The sequence below is a fragment of the Stenotrophomonas sp. STEN063 genome, assembly GCF_056854515.1.
The window spans coordinates 69,279-85,397 of sequence record NZ_JBXFWF010000008.1; the positions used below are offsets into that span (position 1 = coordinate 69,279).

Genomic DNA, 16,119 nt, shown 5'->3' on the forward strand with positions numbered 1-16,119 from the left:
CTCGTCGGTGTTCATGCTTTCCCTGCTGGGTGGGTGGCGTGTGCAGTCGTTCTCGTCGATTTTGCTTGCAACAAGCGCGCTTTTGCTTGCCGGGTTGGAGATGCAACCAGCAATTCGTGACATCGGCTTGCTGCTGGGCGCGGTATCTCCCGACGCGTTCTGGTGTGCGTGTTGGGCATTGCCCACGTTGGATTCGCAGCTGTCGCATCAACGCGATGCCAATGCTTGCCCCAGTCGGTGAAGGTAGTCCTCGAAGTACCTGACGAGCTGGACCTTGTCGGGGGGCGCAGCCATAGCAATTGCAAACCATCCATCATCGCGATGAGTTCGGCTGCGATCTGGTCCGGATCGATGGTGGGATCTATCTCTCCGGATTCCTGACCGTGGCGCAGGCTGTGCGCGATGTGTTGGAGCATCAGTCCTGAGCGCTGGTGGAACCAACCCTGTGCAGGATGATCCTCGCCAAGGCTCTCGGCGCTGAGCAGCGAGAATGCGCGGATCACGCCGGGTATCTCGGCATTGGCGCGATTGACCAGACGCAATTGATCCGCCACCTGCGACCACGGAAGCGGTGGTCCTGCGGGCTGCGTCCTCAAGCGTGTAGTCCTGCGGATAGTCCGGCAGGCGCGGACTGCGTTGATCGCGGACCTCCAGAACCGCCAACAGCATGTCGGTCTTGCAGGGAAAGTAATGCAATAGGCCGGGCAGGGTCAGGCCGACATTGCTTGCGACCTCGGCAATGGATGCATTGCTGTAGCCATCGCGGGCGAACACGCGCGTTGCGGCATAGAGAATCTGTTGATGCCGCTTGTCGCCCTTGGGCGAGCATCGGCGTGCAGGTGATGGGCAAGGTCGGTATGGCGCGTGGCAACGTTCGGCCCGATTGCGGAACAGCGCCCGGTGTAGTGATGCCGTCCGCTCGCGCCATCTGCCAGGAAACTGTACCCCTATCACAGTTTTTGACAAGCGTACTTGCAGCTAGGTTTACTGCCTCGTCCTCGGCAGCTTCGCTGGTAGGACTTTCGTACCGCAACAGGGCAGGCAGCGCCAAGACGGCGTTGGCGGTGGAGTGTTGCCTGCAGTTTCACCTGAATGATTGTGCGCTGCCTGTTTGTGGGCGCTTCACTTCCAAAACGCAGCACCTGGCGCAAAGAGCCAGGTGAGAACCGGAGCACGTGGAATGGCAACAATGCAGAAAAATCCTGGATTCACGCCGCTGTTGATCAGCACCGTGATAACGGCCTTGGTGATGAACGCGGCGCAGGCCACGGAGCTCCCGCAATTGGGCAAAGCACCAATGGCGCAGGTGATAGCGGCATTGACCCTGCAGGAGAAGGTCGAGCTGGCGACTGGGCAGGGCATGAATATTCCTGGTCTGTCCGAGGACATGCAGGCCCCGGTAGTGGGTGCGATGGAGGACAAGGTGCCCGGTGCTGCGGGCGCAACCGTGGCGGTACCACGGCTTGGCATTCCTTCGCTGGTGTTGGCTGATGGTCCGGCGGGGGTGCGTATCGAACCTGCCCGAAAGGATGCCCCGGGCAGAACCTTCCATGCCACCGCATTCCCGATTGGCAGCGCCCTGGCCAGTTCCTGGGACCTTGCTCTGGTGCGCAAGGTAGGTGCCGCCATCGGCGATGAGGCTGCTGCCTATGGCATCGACGTGATGCTGACACCGGCGCAGAACATCCATCGCTATCCGTTGGGCGGGCGAAATTTCGAGTACTACTCCGAAGATCCGGTGGTCAGCGGCGAAATGGCGGCAGCGCTGGTGAGTGGGTTGCAGGTTCGCGGTGTCGGCGCATCCCTCAAGCACTTCGCCGTCAACAACCACGAATGGAACCGCAACACCATCAATGCAAAAGTAGATGAGCGGTCGTTGCGTGAGATCTACCTGAAGGGTTTCGAGATCTCAATACGCAAAGGCCAGCCATGGACGGTGATGACCAGCTACAACAAGCTCAATGGCAGCTACACCTCGGAGAGCAAATGGCTGCTGACGGATGTGTTGCGCGCCCAATGGGGTTACCAGGGGGTGGTGATGACCGATTGGTTCGGTGGCTCGAATGCGGTCGCGCAGATGCAGGCCGGCAACGAGATGCTGATGCCAGGTACGGGCAAGCAGCGTGCCGCGATCCTGGCCGCGGTGAGCAGCGGTGCGCTGGACGAGGCGGTGCTGGATCGCAATGTGCAGCGCGTGCTGGAGTTGGTGTTGCGCAGTCGTGCCTTCAAACAGCTGCCACGCTCGGACCAGCCGGATTTACCGGCCAACGCAGCGATTTCCCGGAATGCGGCCACGCAAGGCATGGTGTTGCTGAAGAACAACGCGGCGGCGCTGCCGCTTGCCAGCAAAGCCCGGCTGGCTTTGCTTGGCCACGGCAGCTACGAAGTGAACATCGGCGGGACCGGCAGCGGTGACGTCAACGAGGCATATGCCATCACGCTTGCCCGTGGATTGGAAAACGCAGGCTTCAGCAATGCAGGTGGGCTGGAGCAGGACTACACGCGTTACATCGATGAAGAGGTGTCGAAGCTTCCGAAGACCGAGTGGTACCTGAGCAAGCCACGTATCGCAGAAAAGGGCGTGAGTGATGACGAGTTGCAGGCACTGGCGCGGCAGCAGGATGTGGCTGTGGTGACCATCGGCCGTGGCTCGGGCGAGTTCATTGATCGCAAGGCTGAAGGTGATTTCAAACTGACCGCTGTCGAATACGCACTGCTGGAACGCACTTCCAGGGCATTCCATGCGCAAGGCAAGAAGCTGGTGGTGGTGCTCAACATCGGTGGTGTGATCGAGACAGCCAGCTGGAGCCACTTCGCCGATGCCATCCTGTTGGCGTGGCAGCCCGGCCAGGAGGCAGGCAATGCCATTGCTGATGTGCTGTCCGGCGCGGTGAACCCGTCGGGCAAACTTGTCGATACGTTTGCGATGGAACTGGATGACTATCCGGCCAGCAAAGGTTTTCCAGGCAAGGAATTGTTGGGCCCGGATCCAAACGCGAACTCGATCTTCGGTCACGTCGCGCGTGCTGCCGAGGTGGAGTACACCGACGGTATCTGGGTGGGCTATCGCCACTTTGATACGCGCAAGGTGGAGGTGGCCTATCCATTTGGTTTCGGCCTGTCTTACACCACGTTCGGCTATACCGACCTGAAAGTGGATGTCAGTGGCACCGGAACGGTGCGGGCCAGTGTGAAAGTCACCAACACCGGCAAGGTGGCGGGCAGCGAAGTCGCACAGGTTTATGTCAGCGCGCCGCAGGGCGTGTTTGAGAAGCCGAGTCAGGAGTTGCGCGCATTCGGAAAAACGGGCGTGCTGCAACCGGGTCAGTCGCAGGTGCTGCAGTTCGAGATCGAAGGCAGGGATCTGGCCTCGTTCGACACAGGCCGCGGCCGCTGGGTGGCGGACGCGGGTACCTACAATCTGCGTGTAGGCGCGTCATCGCGTGATATCCGTGCGCAGCAGGCCTTCGAGAAAGCCCAGGCCAGCGACTACGCACCCTGATGCGTGCTTCTGCTTGAGAGGGATGCGCCGGGGCAGGTGTGCTGCTTGCCCCGGCGTCGATCTGGCTAGAGATCCTGCAGGTTGTCCAGTTTGCGCAGCTGCGGCGCTTTCCATGCGGTGACCGCGGCCACGCCGAGCACCGCGCAACCGCCGATCACCACGGCTGTCACCAGGCCCAGCAGACGCGCCATGCTGCCGCCGTAGAACGCGCCCAGCTCGTTGGACGAGCTGATGAAGATGCCGTTGATCGACGACACCCGGCCGCGCATTTCATCCGGGGTCACCAGCTGCATGATGGTCGAGCGCACCACCACCGACACGCCGTCGCAGGCACCGTAGAACACAAGGATCGCCGCCGACAGCCAGAAGCTCCTGGACAGGCCGAAGGCAATCACGCACAGGCCGAAACCCGCCACTGCAAACAGCAGTACACGGCCAGCATTGCGCCGCAGGGGATGGCGGGCCAGCCACAGGCCGACCGCGATCGAGCCCAGTGCCGGTGCCGCGCGCAGGATGCCCAGGCCTTCCGGGCCGTAGTGCAGGATGTCCTGGATGAAGGCCGGCAGCATCGCCACCACGCCGCCCAGCAGCACCGAGAACATGTCCAGCGCCATCGCGCCAAGCATGATCTGGTTGGACAGCACGAATCGTGCGCCCTCGGCGATGCTGGTGAAGATCGGTGCACGGGTCTGCGGCGGTGCCGGCTCGCTGACCTTGAGCGAGGCCAGTGCAACCAGCGCCAGCACTGCCATCGTCGCCGCCACGCCATAGGACAGGCCCTTGCCGCCAACGGCGACCAGTACGCCGCCCAGCGCAGGGCCAATGACCATGCCCATCTGGAACACCACCGTGCCGAAACCGGCACCACGCGCAAACTGCTCACGCTTGAGCACCCGCGCGAACAATGCGTTGTAGACCGGCGACAGGAAGGCGCGGACCATGCCGGTCAAGGCCACCGCCAGATAGATCGGCCACACGCCTTTGACCGGCAACCAGCCGGTAGCCACGGCGACCAGCATCAAGGCGGTGGCGATCAGCCCGAGGCAGGCGGTCATGCCCAGCTTGCGGCGTGGCAGGTGATCGACCAGGTAGCCGGCGAACGGTGCCACGCAGAAGTAGGGCAGTACCTCGGCGAGGCCGATCAGGCCCAGCGAGAATGGATTGCGAGTGACTTCATAGATATGCCAGCCGACCGTGACCGCGACGATCTGGTAGGACAGCATGCCAGCGATGCGGTACAGCAGCAGCTGGACGTAGCCGGGCTGGCGCAACAACTCGGAGATGGAACCGGTGTTGTTCACTGCTTGGCTTGGGCGGTATCGCGGATGAAGGCCAGCATCGCGGCAAGGCCGTTGCTGCGGGTCGGCGACAGGTGCTTGGCGAGGCCAATGGCGGATACATAGTCCGGATCGGTGGCGAGGATCTCAGTGGCCGAGCGGCCCGAGTACACGCGCAGCGCCAGGTAGATCAGGCCCGAGACAATGGCCGAGTCGCTGATCGCATGGAACACCAGCTTGTCGGCATCGCCTTCGGGGACGATCCAGACCATGGACTGGCAGCCGAGCAGGCGGTGTTCTTCGGTCTTCCATTCCTCCGGGAAGGCGGGCAGCTTGCGACCGAGGTCGATCAGGTACTGGTAGCGCTCGGACCAGTCACCGAAGAAGGAAAACTCCTCGGCAATGGCGGCCTGGGCTTCGGCGGGGCTGGGTTCGAGCGGGAAGGGGGAGTTGATCATCGTTGGTCCTGTGCTTGGCCGGTCGCGTTGGCGGCGAGGGGCTTTGGAGTGGGTCGGGGCGTTGTTGCCCTCACCCCAACCCCTCTCCCGGTGGGAGAGGGGCTCAGTGCGCCGCGAGCCGACGCCATGTGTGCGATTGCAGCTTTCGCTTTAGCCCCTCTCCCTCCGGGAGATGGGTTGGGGTGAGGGTGCGGCGAAAGGAGGCGTCAACCCCGCTTCCAGCGCACACCCTGCGGCGTGTCTTCCAGCACGATGTTCTCCGCAGCCAGCTGGTCGCGGATGGCATCGGCACGGCCGAAATCGCGTGCCTGCTTGGCGGCGATGCGTTCGTCGATCAAGGCCTGGATACGTGCATCGTCGCCGGCTTCGGCACCACGCCCGAACCATTCGGCCGGCGCCTGCTGCAGCAGGCCAAGAGCGAGGCCTGCGCCGAGCAGCTCACGCTTCAGGCGCGACTTCTCTTCGCTGGACTCGGCCTTGCGCGCTTCGCTGGCGATACGGGCCACTTCGGCCAGTGCCAACGGTGTGTTGAGGTCGTCGTCCAGCGCCGCCTCGACGCCGGCTGGAATAGCGCCCTCAATGCTGACATCAACCAGGTCACGCAAGGTGCCGTACAAACGGTCCAGCGTGCGCACCGACTGCTCGATCAGCGCATCGGACCACTCCAACGGCTGCCGGTAATGCGCCGACAGCAGCGCATAGCGCAGCGCTTCCGGCGGGTGCTGGCGCACCAGGTCGTGCACCCGCTCGATGTTGCCGATCGACTTGCTCATCTTGGTGCCGCCGAAGTTGAGCATGCCGTTGTGCAGCCAGAAGCGGGCGAAGGTCTGTCCGCCGTGGGCGCAGACGCTTTGCGCGATCTCGTTCTCGTGGTGCGGGAACTGCAGGTCGACGCCGCCGGCGTGGATATCGATGGTCGGGCCCAGGTGCGCCGCGGCCATCGCCGAGCACTCGATATGCCAGCCCGGACGGCCACGGCCCCAGGGCGAGTCCCAGCCCGGCAGGTCGTCGCTGGAGGGCTTCCACAGCACGAAGTCGCCGGCGTCACGCTTGTAGGGGGCTACCTCGACGCGCGCGCCAGCCAGCATTTCCTCCGGGTCGCGGCGCGAGAGCTTGCCGTAGTCGGCGAAGCTGCTGACCGAGAACAGCACATGGCCCTCGGCGGCATAGGCGTGGCCGGTGCTGATCAGCTGCTCGATCATGGCGATGATCTGCGGCATGTGCGCGGTGGCCTCCGGCTCGATCTCCGGCGGCACCACGCCCAGCGCGGCCATGTCCTCGCGGTAGGCGGCGGCAAAACGGTCGGTGATGGCCGAGATCGGCACCCCCTGATCCTTGGCCGCGGCATTGATCTTGTCGTCAACGTCGGTGATGTTGCGGGCGTAGCGCAGTTTTCCGTACCGGCGACGCAGCAGGTCGGCCAGCACCCCGAACACCACCGGGCCGCGCGCATTGCCGATATGTACATAGTTGTAGACCGTGGGGCCGCACACATACATGGTGGGGGCGGCGGGGTCGAGCGGAGCAAACGGCTCCAGCTGCCGCGTCAGGTTGTTGTGCAGGCGCAGGGTCATGGCAATCCGGGGGTAAACGAACCCGCCAATTCTAGCGGTCCGGGCCGGGTCGGGCATCCCCGGGCTGGGCAATACGCGTACGGATGGGTAATGTTCAGGCCCGGGGCAGCTGTGCTGCCTACACTAGTACCCGTCACCCGCGCCCTGTTCCTGCCGATATCTTGATGAAACCTGCTCCATTGCTGTCGACGATCTGCCTGTTGGCTGGTGCCGCCGTGCCCGCGTTCGCGCAGGAGCCGGAGCAGCGCAATCGCGTGGTGATCGTGGAAAACGTGCGCTACGACTACGCGCAGGTGCTCAATGTCGAGCCGGTCTTCCAGACCCTGCGCGCAAGTCGTACCGAGGAGCATTGCGAGCCGGTGTCGACCCGCACGCTGGCGCCGGTGCAGGTGAAGGGTGAGGAGGACAAAGGCGGTTTCCGCCGCTTCTGGGACTCGGTGCGTGGCATTTTCAGCCAGCACGAAGGGCAGGCCCGGGAAGAGGAGATGACGCTTGCCCCACAGGGTTCAGGCGGTTCTCCCGCGCTGCTGACCCCGGAGTGCAAGATCGTCGAGGTTGGGCGTGAATTCCGCCGGCCCATCGCCTACGACGTGGATTACGTCTACAAGGGCATCAAATTCCGCTCACGGCTGCCGGAGGACCCCGGTAACCGGCTCAAGCTGCGGGTGTCGATCACCCCGGATATCGGCCAGGCGCCGCCGGCCGCGAACAGCGTTCCGTGATGTTGCACCGCGACACTTGCGCCGGCCTGACCCGCGTGCGAGTATGCGCGACGATGAAAGCAACCAGCTTCCAGCACGAAACCAGCACCGCCCGGATGGCCACCGGCATGACCTCGCGTGCCCGCCGACCGGAATCCCACATATTCGCTGGGTGACCGGAGCTTCGTGCTGTCTGTTCGGAAAACCCAGCCCAGGCTGGGTTTTTTCGTTTCTGGTTCGGCAAAAGTTTCAAACGCAATGAGCCGCGCGCATGCGCATCCGCCCACCGGCGACGGTGGATCTCCGCAATAAAGGATGGATCGATGTCTCTGAAGCACTTTTTGAACACCCAGGACTGGAGCCGCGCCGAGCTCGACGCGCTGCTTACCCAAGCGTCGTTGTTCAAGCAGAACAAGCTGGGTGATGACCTGAAGGGCAAGTCGATCGCCCTGGTGTTCTTCAACCCGTCCATGCGCACCCGCACCAGCTTCGAGCTGGGCGCGTTCCAGCTGGGCGGCCACGCGGTGGTGCTGCAGCCGGGCAAGGACGCATGGCCGATCGAGTTCAACCTCGGCACGGTGATGGACGGCGATACCGAAGAGCACATTGCCGAAGTGGCCAAGGTGCTGGGCCGTTACGTCGACCTGATCGGCGTGCGCGCGTTCCCGAAGTTCGTGGACTGGAGCAAGGACCGCGAGGACCAGGTGCTCAAGAGCTTCGCCAAGTACTCGCCGGTGCCGGTCATCAACATGGAGACCATCACCCATCCGTGCCAGGAGCTGGCGCACATCCTGGCGCTGCAGGAGCACTTCGGCACCAGCGACCTGCGTGGCAAGAAGTACGTGCTGACCTGGACCTACCATCCCAAGCCGCTGAACACCGCCGTGGCCAACTCGGCGCTGACCATTGCCACCCGCATGGGCATGGACGTGACCCTGCTGTGCCCGACCCCGGACTACATCCTGGACGAGCGCTACATGGGCTGGGCCGAGCAGAACGTGGCCGAAAGCGGTGGTTCGCTGCAGGTCAGCCACGACATCCAGAGTGCGTATGCCGGCGCCGACGTGGTCTACGCCAAGAGCTGGGGCGCGCTGCCGTTCTTCGGCAACTGGGAGCCGGAAAAGCCGATCCGCGACCAGTACAAGCACTTCATCGTCGATGAAGCCAAGATGGCGCTGACCAACAATGGCGTGTTCAGCCACTGCCTGCCGCTGCGCCGCAACGTCAAGGCCACCGACGGCGTGATGGATTCGCCGCAATGTATTGCAATCAACGAAGCCGAGAATCGCCTGCACGTGCAGAAGGCGATCATGGCGGCAGTGATCGGCAAGTAATGCTCGAAGCCCCTCTCCCTCCGGGAGAGGGGTTGGGGTGAGGGTAAAGCTCCTCACTCCAGATGCATCCTCATATACGCCAACCCCCTCCCCAACCCCTCCCCCGGAGGGAGAGGGGCTCAAAGATCAAAAGCAGAGATTCCTTCCCCATGAGCAAAGACATCGTCCTCGCCTTCTCCGGCGGCCTCGACACCAGCTTCTGCGTGCCTTACCTGCAGGAGCGCGGTTACAACGTGCACACCGTGTTCGCCGACACCGGCGGCGTGGATGCCGACGAACGTGACTTCATCGAAAAGCGTGCGGCCGAGCTGGGCGTCACCAGCCACGTCACCGTCGATGGCGGCCCGGCCATCTGGAATGGTTTCGTCAAGCCGTTCGTGTGGGCAGGCGAGGGCTATCAGGGCCAGTACCCGCTGCTGGTCTCCGACCGTTACCTGATCGTCGATGCCGCGCTCAAGCGCGCCGCCGAGCTGGGCACCAACATCATCGCCCACGGCTGCACCGGCATGGGCAACGACCAGGTGCGTTTCGACCTGGCAGTGAAGGCGCTGGGCGACTACCAGATCGTCGCGCCGATCCGTGAAATCCAGAAGGAACACACCCAGACCCGCGCCTACGAGCAGAAGTACCTGGAAGCGCGTGGCTTCGGCGTGCGCGCCAAGCAGCAGGCCTACACCATCAACGAGAACCTGCTGGGCCTGACCATGTCCGGTGGCGAGATCGACAAGTGGGAAGCCCCGGGCGAAGGCGCCCGTGGCTGGTGCGCACCGCGCAGCGCCTGGCCGATCGAGCCACTGACCGTGACCCTGAAGTTCGTCGAAGGCGAAGCGGTTGCGCTGGACGGCAAGGAACTGCCGGGTGAGCAGATCCTGGCCAAGCTCAACAAGCTGTTCGCGCAGTACGGCGTCGGCCGTGGTGTTTACACCGGCGACACCGTGATCGGCCTGAAGGGCCGCATCGTGTTCGAAGCCCCGGGCCTGGTCTCGCTGTTGGCGGCGCACCGCGCGCTGGAAGACACCGTGCTGACCAAGCAGCAGAACCGCTTCAAGCCCGAAGTCGCGCGCAAGTGGGTGGAGCTGGTGTACGAAGGCTTCTACCACGACCCGCTCAAGACCGACATCGAAGCCTTCCTGAAGGCCTCGCAGGCCAAGGTCACCGGCGAGGTGGTGCTGGAAACCCGCGGCGGCCGCGTTGATGCGGTGGCGGTGCGTTCGGAACACATCCTCAACGCCAAGGGCGCAACCTATGCGCAGTCGGCCGATTGGGGCGTGGAAGAAGCTGAAGGCTTCATCAAGCTGTTCGGCATGAGCTCGACGCTGTACGCGCAGGTGAATCGCTAAGCGCACAAAGCCCCTCTCCCACCGGGAGAGGGGTTGGGGTGAGGGAAGGGGCGCGGCTGCATGCAACGGCGGCGCAGCCTTACCCTCATCCGCCCCTTTGGGGCACCTTCTCCCGCAGGGAGAAGGGAGCTTCGTCCGCCTCCGCCATGAACTGAAACCATGACCAAGCTGCTCCAATCCACCCTCGATCACCTGGAAAAGCTGGTGTCCTACGACACCCGCAATCCGCCGCGTGCCATCACCACCGGTGGCATCTTTGATTACCTGCGCGACAACCTGCCGGGCTTCAATGTCGAGGTGATCGACCACGGTGCCGGTGCGGTCAGCTTCTACGCGGTGCGTGGCACGCCGAAATACCTGTTCAACGTGCATCTGGACACCGTGCCGGATTCTCCGCACTGGTCGGCCGATCCGCATGTGATGCGTCGCTTGGACGACCGCGTGGTCGGCCTCGGCGTCTGCGACATCAAGGGCGCCGCCGCAGCGCTGGTGGCCGCCGCCAACCTGAGCGATGGCGATGCTGCCTTCCTGTTCTCCAGTGATGAAGAAGCCAATGATCCGCGTTGCATCGCTGCCTTCCTGGCGCGTGGCATCGCCTATGAAGCGGTGATCGTCGCCGAGCCGACCATGAGTGAAGCGGTGCTCGCGCACCGTGGCATCAGCTCGGTGCTGATGAAGTTCCAGGGCCGCGCCGGCCACGCTTCGGGCAAGCAGGACCCGTCCGCCAGTGCCTTGCACCAGGCGATGCGTTGGGGCGGCAAGGCGCTGGAGCATGTCGAGTCGCTGGCGCATGCGCGCTTTGGTGGCCTGACCGGCCTGCGCTTCAACATCGGCCGCGTCGAAGGCGGCATCAAGGCCAACATGATCGCGCCCGAGGCCGAGCTGCGCTTTGGCTTCCGGCCGTTGCCGTCGATGGATATCGACGCGCTGCTCGGTACCTTTGCCGGCTTCGCCGAGCCGCAGGCCGCGCATTTCGAAGAAACCTTCCGTGGCCCCAGCCTGCCATCCGGTGATATCGCCCGCGCCGAGGAACGTCGCCTGGCCGCGCGCGACATCGCCGACGAGCTGGGCCTGCCGATCGGCAATGCCGTGGATTTCTGGACCGAGGCGTCGCTGTTCTCGGCCGGTGGCTACACAACCATGGTGTACGGCCCTGGCGATATCGCCCAGGCCCACACCGCCGATGAGTTCGTCACGCTGGAGCAGTTGCAGCGCTACGCCGAATCGGTGCTGCAGATCCTGCAACGCGGCGCCTGAGCCGCTCGTGGCCCGGCGGCTTGCCGCCGGCTCCTTTCCGCGACCCTCAAGGTCGCCACGTAGATACAAGCAATGTCCCCAGCCATGCAGCCGCACCGCCAGACCCGCCAGACCATCGTCCGCCTGCTTTCGAGCATGGCCAGCGCGAAGGAAATCAGCCAGTACCTCAAGCGCTTCTCGCAGCTTGATGCCAAGCGCTTTGCCGTGGTCAAGGTCGGTGGCGCGGTGCTGCGCGACGATCTGGAAGCGCTGACCTCTTCGCTGTCCTTCCTGCAGGAGGTCGGCCTGACCCCGATCGTGCTGCACGGCGCCGGCCCGCAGCTGGATGCCGAGCTGTCCGCTGCCGGCATCGAGAAGAAGACCGTCGATGGCCTGCGCGTGACCTCGCCCGAGGCACTGGCGATCGTGCGCAAGGTGTTCCAGCAGTCCAATCTCAAGCTGGTGGAAGCGCTGCAGCAGAACGGTGCACGCGCCACCTCGATCACCGGTGGTGTGTTCGAGGCCGAGTACCTGGACGTGGACACCTACGGCCTGGTCGGCGAAGTGAAGAAGGTCAACCTGGCGCCGATCGAAGCCAGCCTGCGTGCCGGCTCGATCCCGGTGATCACCAGCCTGGGCGAAACCCCGAGCGGGCAGATCCTCAACGTCAACGCCGACTTTGCCGCCAACGAGCTGGTGCAGGAACTGCAGCCGTACAAGATCATCTTCCTGACCGGTACCGGCGGCCTGCTCGACGAGGAAGGCAAGCTGATCGACTCGATCAACCTGTCCACCGAGTATGACCAGCTGATGCAGCAGCCGTGGATCCACGGCGGCATGCGGGTCAAGATCGAGCAGATCAAGGACCTGCTGGATCGTTTGCCGGAAGAGTCCTCGGTATCGATCACGCGCCCGGCCGACCTGGCCAAGGAGCTGTTCACCCACAAGGGTTCCGGCACGCTGGTACGCCGTGGTGAAAAGGTGCTGAAGGCGACGTCGTGGGACCAGCTGGATACCGCGCGATTGAAGTCGCTGATCGAGTCGAGCTTCGGCCGCACCCTGGTGCCGGACTATTTCGAGAAAACCAAGCTGCTGCGCGCCTACGTCAGCGAGAACTATCGCACTGCGGTGGTGCTGACCGATGAAGCCGAGGGCGTGTACCTGGACAAGTTCGCCGTGCTCGATGACGCGCAGGGCGAAGGCCTGGGCCGCGCGGTGTGGAACGTGATGCTGGAAGAAACCCCGCAGCTGTTCTGGCGCTCGCGCAACGGCAACCCGGTCAACCATTTCTACTATTCCGAGTCGGATGGCTGCTACAAGCTCGATCACTGGAAGGTGTTCTGGTTCGGCGCCAATGACTTCGACAGCATCAAGGGCTACGTCGCGCACTGCGGCGAGCGCAAACCGAGCCTGCAGGGATGAGCATGGATCTGGCCGCCGCCGGACATTGGGGTCAGGTGCCCATCCTGAAGGGGCGGCATGTGACCTTGGAGCCGTTGCAGCTTGCGCATGTGCCGGCTCTGCAGCGCGCCTTGGGTGATGGCGAGTTGTCGCGCTGCTGGTACACCAATGTGCCGACCCCCGAGCACGCCGGTCACTACGTCGTTGCTGCGTTGGAAGCGCAGTCGCAGGGCAGGGTGCTGGCGTTCGTGGTCCGCGATGCCAGCGGCGAGGTGGTTGGCAGCACCCGCTTCTACGCGCTGGAAGCCGACGTGCCACGCCTGAACATCGGCTACACCTGGTACCACCCGCGCGTGCAGCGCAGCGGGCTGAACACCGAAGCCAAGCTGCTGTTGTTGCTTCACGCCTTCGAAACCCTCGGTTGCATCAGCGTGGGCTTCGAGACCAGCTGGTTCAACCATGCCTCGCGCACCGCCATCGCCCGCCTCGGCGCGAAGCAGGATGGCGTGCTGCGCAGCCACAAGCGTCACGCCGATGGGTCGCGCCGCGATACCGTGGTGTTCTCCATCATCGACACGGAGTGGCCGGCGGTGAAAGCCCACCTGCAATTCCTTCTGGATTCGCATTCATGACTGACAAGAAATTCTCGGTAGGCATTGTTGGCGCGCGTGGTTACACCGGCGCCGAGTTGATCCGCCTGCTGGCCGCACACCCGCGTATCGAGCTGGCCTTCGTGTCCTCTCGCGAGCTCGATGGGCAACGCATGGCCGACCATAACGAGGACTACAAGGGCGAGTTGCGCTACGAAAGCCTTGGTCCGGACGCGGTTGCCGCCAAGGGTGTGGACGCGGTGGTGCTGGCATTGCCCAACGGCAAGGGCGAACCGTTTGTGGCCGCGCTGGATGCAGACGCGCCGGGTACGGTGATCGTTGATCTGTCAGCGGACTATCGTTTTGACAACAGTTGGTACTACGGTCTGCCGGAATTGACCCGCGCCCGCTATGCCGGGCAGAAGCGGATCAGCAACCCGGGCTGCTACGCCACCGCGATGCAGCTGGCGATCGCGCCACTGCTGAGCCAGCTGGCCGGTCCACCGACCTGTTTCGGCGTTTCCGGTTGGTCCGGTGCCGGCACCACGCCGTCGGACAAGAACAACCCCGAACTGCTGCGTGACAACCTGATGCCGTATGCGCTGACCAACCACGTGCACGAGCGCGAGGTGTCGGCCCAGCTCGGCGTACCGGTCGAGTTCATGCCGCATGTCGCGCCGCATTTCCGCGGCATCACCATGACCGTCAACCTGTGGCTGCAGCAGCCGCGCAGTCGCGAGGAAGTGATGGCGCTGTACCAGCAGCGCTACGCCAACGAGCCGCTGGTTGAAGTGATGGATGAGGCGCCGTGGGTCAGTCGCATTGCCGGCAAGCACGGCGTGCAGATTGGTGGCTTCACCATGGCGCCGGGCAACAAGCGCGTGGTGGTGGTGGCGACCATCGACAACCTGCTCAAGGGTGCGGCCACGCAGGCATTGCAGAACCTCAACCGGGCGTTGGGGCTGGATGAGCTGATGGCGGTTCCGTACTGATTCTGGTGGGTAGCGGCGACTGGGAGGTTGCCAGCTTCGCGGCCTATGCCGCTCCTACATGGCTGCATTTAGAGAGATCGACATGACTAATTTGCTTTGGCAGAAACCCGGCGTTGCGGTGGACGCGAAGATCCAGACCTTCCTGGCCGGTGACGATGTCATCCTGGACCGCGAGTTCTTCCTGCACGACATCCAGGCCAGCGCCGCGCATGCCGAAGGCCTCCAGCACATCGGCATCCTCAGTGCCGACGAGTTGGCAGCACTGAAGCGCGAGCTGGCGATCCTGGCTGACGATTTCCGCAGTGGTGCCTTCGTGCTGGACGAGCAGTACGAGGATTGCCACTCGGCCATCGAGGCGCGGCTGACCGAGCGTCTGGGCGATGCTGGCCGCAAGATCCACACCGGCCGCAGCCGCAACGACCAGATCCTGGTCGCTACCCGGTTGTGGCTGAAGGACAAGCTGGAGCGTGTTGCGCAGATCAGCACCGAAGTTGCGAAGGTCGCGCTGGACCGCGCCGCTGCTGAACAGCTGCAGCCCTTGCCGGGTTACACGCATATCCAGCGCGCCGTGGTTTCCTCTGCTGGCATGTGGTGGGCCGGCTGGGCCGAGGCCTTCATCGACAATGCCATCCGTGCCCGCGACACCCGCGCGCTGATCGACACCAATCCGCTGGGTACGGCCGCCGGTTACGGCGTCAACCTGCCGCTTGACCGCGAACACACCACGGCGGCGCTGGGTTTCTCGCGCATGCAGATCAGCCCGATCTACGCGCAGCTCTCGCGCGGCAAGTTCGAGCTCGCCGCATTGGAAGCCCTGGGCGGGGCGACGCTGGACCTGCGTCGTATCGCATGGGATCTGTCGCTGTTCACCACGGGCGAGTTCGCTTTCGTCGCGTTGCCGGCGCAGTACACCACTGGCAGCTCGATCATGCCGAACAAGCGCAACCCTGACGTGATCGAGTTGATGCGCGCTACCCACGCCAGCATCGCTGCCGCGCGTACCGAGATCGAGCAGCTGCTGTCGCTGCCATCCGGTTACCAGCGCGACCTGCAGAACTCCAAGGGGGCAATCGTGCACGGCTTTGGTCGTGGACTGGCCGCGCTGGAACTGCTGCCTGCCTTGCTGTCGAATCTGGATTGGCGCGATGACAACATCCGCGCAGCGATTGATTCGGGCATGTATGCGACCGACGTTGCGGTGGAAGCCGCGGTGGCGGGCGTGCCGTTCCGTGATGCTTACAAAGCCGCAGCAGAGGCGGCGGATACGGCGGGGCAGGGGCGTACGCCTGAAGGCAGTCTGGCGGCGCGCGTGTCGCCCGGTGCTGCCGCGGACCTGCGACTGGAAGAGCTCAGTGCGCGCTGGAGCGCGTTGCTGGGCTGATGGTTTGATGCGGGCGCCGAAAGGCGCCCGTATTGTTTTTGGCGTTGCTGTTGCTGTTGCTGTTGCTGTTGCTGTTGCTGTTGCTTTGGCCTTGGCCTTGGCCTTGGCCTTGGCCTTGGCTTTGGCTTTGGCTTTGGCTGTGGTTTTGATTTTGATTTTGGCTTTGGCTTTGGCTTTGGCTTTGGCTGTCCCTTCTCCCGCCTGCGGGAGAAGGTGCCCGAAGGGCGGATGAGGGCGGCTTTTGACTTTTCTCGGCTAGAAGCTTGGCAGCACCCCAACCCCACAACCGCCGGCCCGGGCGGGGGGTTATCAAATGAAAAAGAAAAAACAAAC

The 16,119-nt window shown here is 63.8% G+C and carries 14 protein-coding genes and 1 pseudogene; 10 read left to right on the forward strand and 5 right to left on the reverse strand.

Annotated features, from left to right (window positions below):
• Positions 1–11: 11 nt before the first annotated feature.
• Complete coding sequence (locus AC1VWL_RS03950; RefSeq protein WP_482985841.1) at positions 12–542, reverse strand: TetR family transcriptional regulator C-terminal domain-containing protein; 531 nt, start codon at positions 540–542, stop codon at positions 12–14.
• 124 nt (positions 543–666) lie between these two features.
• Positions 667–954: pseudogene (locus AC1VWL_RS03955) on the reverse strand (TetR/AcrR family transcriptional regulator); the annotation flags it as partial.
• A 235-nt stretch (positions 955–1,189) separates the two neighbouring features.
• Between AC1VWL_RS03955 and AC1VWL_RS03960 the strand changes: the two are divergent.
• Positions 1,190–3,502 carry a beta-glucosidase family protein gene (locus AC1VWL_RS03960; RefSeq protein WP_482985842.1) on the forward strand — a complete coding sequence of 771 codons (2,313 nt, stop codon included), beginning with the start codon at positions 1,190–1,192 and terminating at the stop codon, positions 3,500–3,502.
• A gap of 65 nt (positions 3,503–3,567) precedes the next feature.
• Here the strand turns inward: AC1VWL_RS03960 and AC1VWL_RS03965 are convergent, their stop codons facing one another.
• The 3 genes from AC1VWL_RS03965 to cysS all read right to left on the reverse strand — a co-directional run bounded on the left by AC1VWL_RS03965 (position 3,568) and on the right by cysS (position 6,811).
• Positions 3,568–4,803, reverse strand: a complete 1,236-nt coding sequence (locus AC1VWL_RS03965) for an MFS transporter (RefSeq protein WP_482985843.1) — start codon at positions 4,801–4,803, stop codon at positions 3,568–3,570.
• Positions 4,800–5,237, reverse strand: a complete 438-nt coding sequence (locus AC1VWL_RS03970; protein ID WP_481533038.1) for a SufE family protein — start codon at positions 5,235–5,237, stop codon at positions 4,800–4,802. The genes AC1VWL_RS03965 and AC1VWL_RS03970 overlap by 4 nt, the downstream gene beginning before the upstream one ends.
• A gap of 206 nt (positions 5,238–5,443) precedes the next feature.
• Positions 5,444–6,811 (reverse strand): cysteine--tRNA ligase, encoded by a 1,368-nt coding sequence (gene cysS / locus AC1VWL_RS03975; RefSeq protein WP_482985844.1) that lies wholly within the window; start codon positions 6,809–6,811, stop codon positions 5,444–5,446.
• A gap of 164 nt (positions 6,812–6,975) precedes the next feature.
• Here cysS and AC1VWL_RS03980 point away from each other — a divergent pair, with 164 nt between their 5' ends.
• From AC1VWL_RS03980 to AC1VWL_RS04020, 9 genes are all read left to right on the forward strand, one after another.
• Positions 6,976–7,533 (forward strand): hypothetical protein, encoded by a 558-nt coding sequence (locus AC1VWL_RS03980; protein ID WP_482985845.1) that lies wholly within the window; start codon positions 6,976–6,978, stop codon positions 7,531–7,533.
• A 302-nt stretch (positions 7,534–7,835) separates the two neighbouring features.
• Positions 7,836–8,846 carry an N-acetylornithine carbamoyltransferase gene (locus AC1VWL_RS03985; RefSeq protein WP_481533041.1) on the forward strand — a complete coding sequence of 337 codons (1,011 nt, stop codon included), beginning with the start codon at positions 7,836–7,838 and terminating at the stop codon, positions 8,844–8,846.
• A 149-nt stretch (positions 8,847–8,995) separates the two neighbouring features.
• Positions 8,996–10,186 carry an argininosuccinate synthase gene (locus tag AC1VWL_RS03990; RefSeq protein WP_282269815.1) on the forward strand — a complete coding sequence of 397 codons (1,191 nt, stop codon included), beginning with the start codon at positions 8,996–8,998 and terminating at the stop codon, positions 10,184–10,186.
• Between the two features lie 159 nt (positions 10,187–10,345).
• Positions 10,346–11,443, forward strand: coding sequence for an acetylornithine deacetylase (locus AC1VWL_RS03995; RefSeq protein ID WP_482985846.1), 1,098 nt, complete (start codon positions 10,346–10,348; stop codon positions 11,441–11,443).
• A gap of 72 nt (positions 11,444–11,515) precedes the next feature.
• Entirely contained in the window at positions 11,516–12,844 is a 1,329-nt protein-coding gene (locus AC1VWL_RS04000; protein WP_282269811.1) for an acetylglutamate kinase, read from the forward strand.
• Positions 12,841–13,455 carry a GNAT family N-acetyltransferase gene (locus tag AC1VWL_RS04005; RefSeq protein WP_482985847.1) on the forward strand — a complete coding sequence of 205 codons (615 nt, stop codon included), beginning with the start codon at positions 12,841–12,843 and terminating at the stop codon, positions 13,453–13,455. Before AC1VWL_RS04000 ends, AC1VWL_RS04005 begins: the two co-directional genes overlap by 4 nt.
• Positions 13,452–14,405 (forward strand): N-acetyl-gamma-glutamyl-phosphate reductase, encoded by a 954-nt coding sequence (argC, locus tag AC1VWL_RS04010; protein ID WP_482985848.1) that lies wholly within the window; start codon positions 13,452–13,454, stop codon positions 14,403–14,405. Before AC1VWL_RS04005 ends, argC begins: the two co-directional genes overlap by 4 nt.
• 82 nt (positions 14,406–14,487) lie before the next feature.
• Positions 14,488–15,786 (forward strand): argininosuccinate lyase, encoded by a 1,299-nt coding sequence (locus AC1VWL_RS04015; protein WP_482985849.1) that lies wholly within the window; start codon positions 14,488–14,490, stop codon positions 15,784–15,786.
• 7 nt (positions 15,787–15,793) lie between these two features.
• Entirely contained in the window at positions 15,794–16,018 is a 225-nt protein-coding gene (locus tag AC1VWL_RS04020) for a hypothetical protein (protein WP_482985850.1), read from the forward strand.
• Positions 16,019–16,119: the final 101 nt, after the last annotated feature.

What these genes read in the sequence shown, in the direction of transcription:
- AC1VWL_RS04015 (WP_482985849.1), top strand. Translation starts at nt 14,488, where the DNA reads ATGACTAATTTGCTTTGGCAGAAACCCGGCGTTGCGGTGGACGCGAAG.
- argC (WP_482985848.1), top strand. Translation starts at nt 13,452, where the DNA reads ATGACTGACAAGAAATTCTCGGTAGGCATTGTTGGCGCGCGTGGTTAC.
- cysS (WP_482985844.1), bottom strand. Translation starts at nt 6,811, where the DNA reads ATGACCCTGCGCCTGCACAACAACCTGACGCGGCAGCTGGAGCCGTTT.
- AC1VWL_RS03960 (WP_482985842.1), top strand. Translation starts at nt 1,190, where the DNA reads ATGCAGAAAAATCCTGGATTCACGCCGCTGTTGATCAGCACCGTGATA.
- AC1VWL_RS03985 (WP_481533041.1), top strand. Translation starts at nt 7,836, where the DNA reads ATGTCTCTGAAGCACTTTTTGAACACCCAGGACTGGAGCCGCGCCGAG.
- AC1VWL_RS03990 (WP_282269815.1), top strand. Translation starts at nt 8,996, where the DNA reads ATGAGCAAAGACATCGTCCTCGCCTTCTCCGGCGGCCTCGACACCAGC.
- AC1VWL_RS04000 (WP_282269811.1), top strand. Translation starts at nt 11,516, where the DNA reads ATGTCCCCAGCCATGCAGCCGCACCGCCAGACCCGCCAGACCATCGTC.
- AC1VWL_RS04005 (WP_482985847.1), top strand. Translation starts at nt 12,841, where the DNA reads ATGAGCATGGATCTGGCCGCCGCCGGACATTGGGGTCAGGTGCCCATC.
- AC1VWL_RS03980 (WP_482985845.1), top strand. Translation starts at nt 6,976, where the DNA reads ATGAAACCTGCTCCATTGCTGTCGACGATCTGCCTGTTGGCTGGTGCC.
- AC1VWL_RS03995 (WP_482985846.1), top strand. Translation starts at nt 10,346, where the DNA reads ATGACCAAGCTGCTCCAATCCACCCTCGATCACCTGGAAAAGCTGGTG.
- AC1VWL_RS03970 (WP_481533038.1), bottom strand. Translation starts at nt 5,237, where the DNA reads ATGATCAACTCCCCCTTCCCGCTCGAACCCAGCCCCGCCGAAGCCCAG.
- AC1VWL_RS04020 (WP_482985850.1), top strand. Translation starts at nt 15,794, where the DNA reads ATGCGGGCGCCGAAAGGCGCCCGTATTGTTTTTGGCGTTGCTGTTGCT.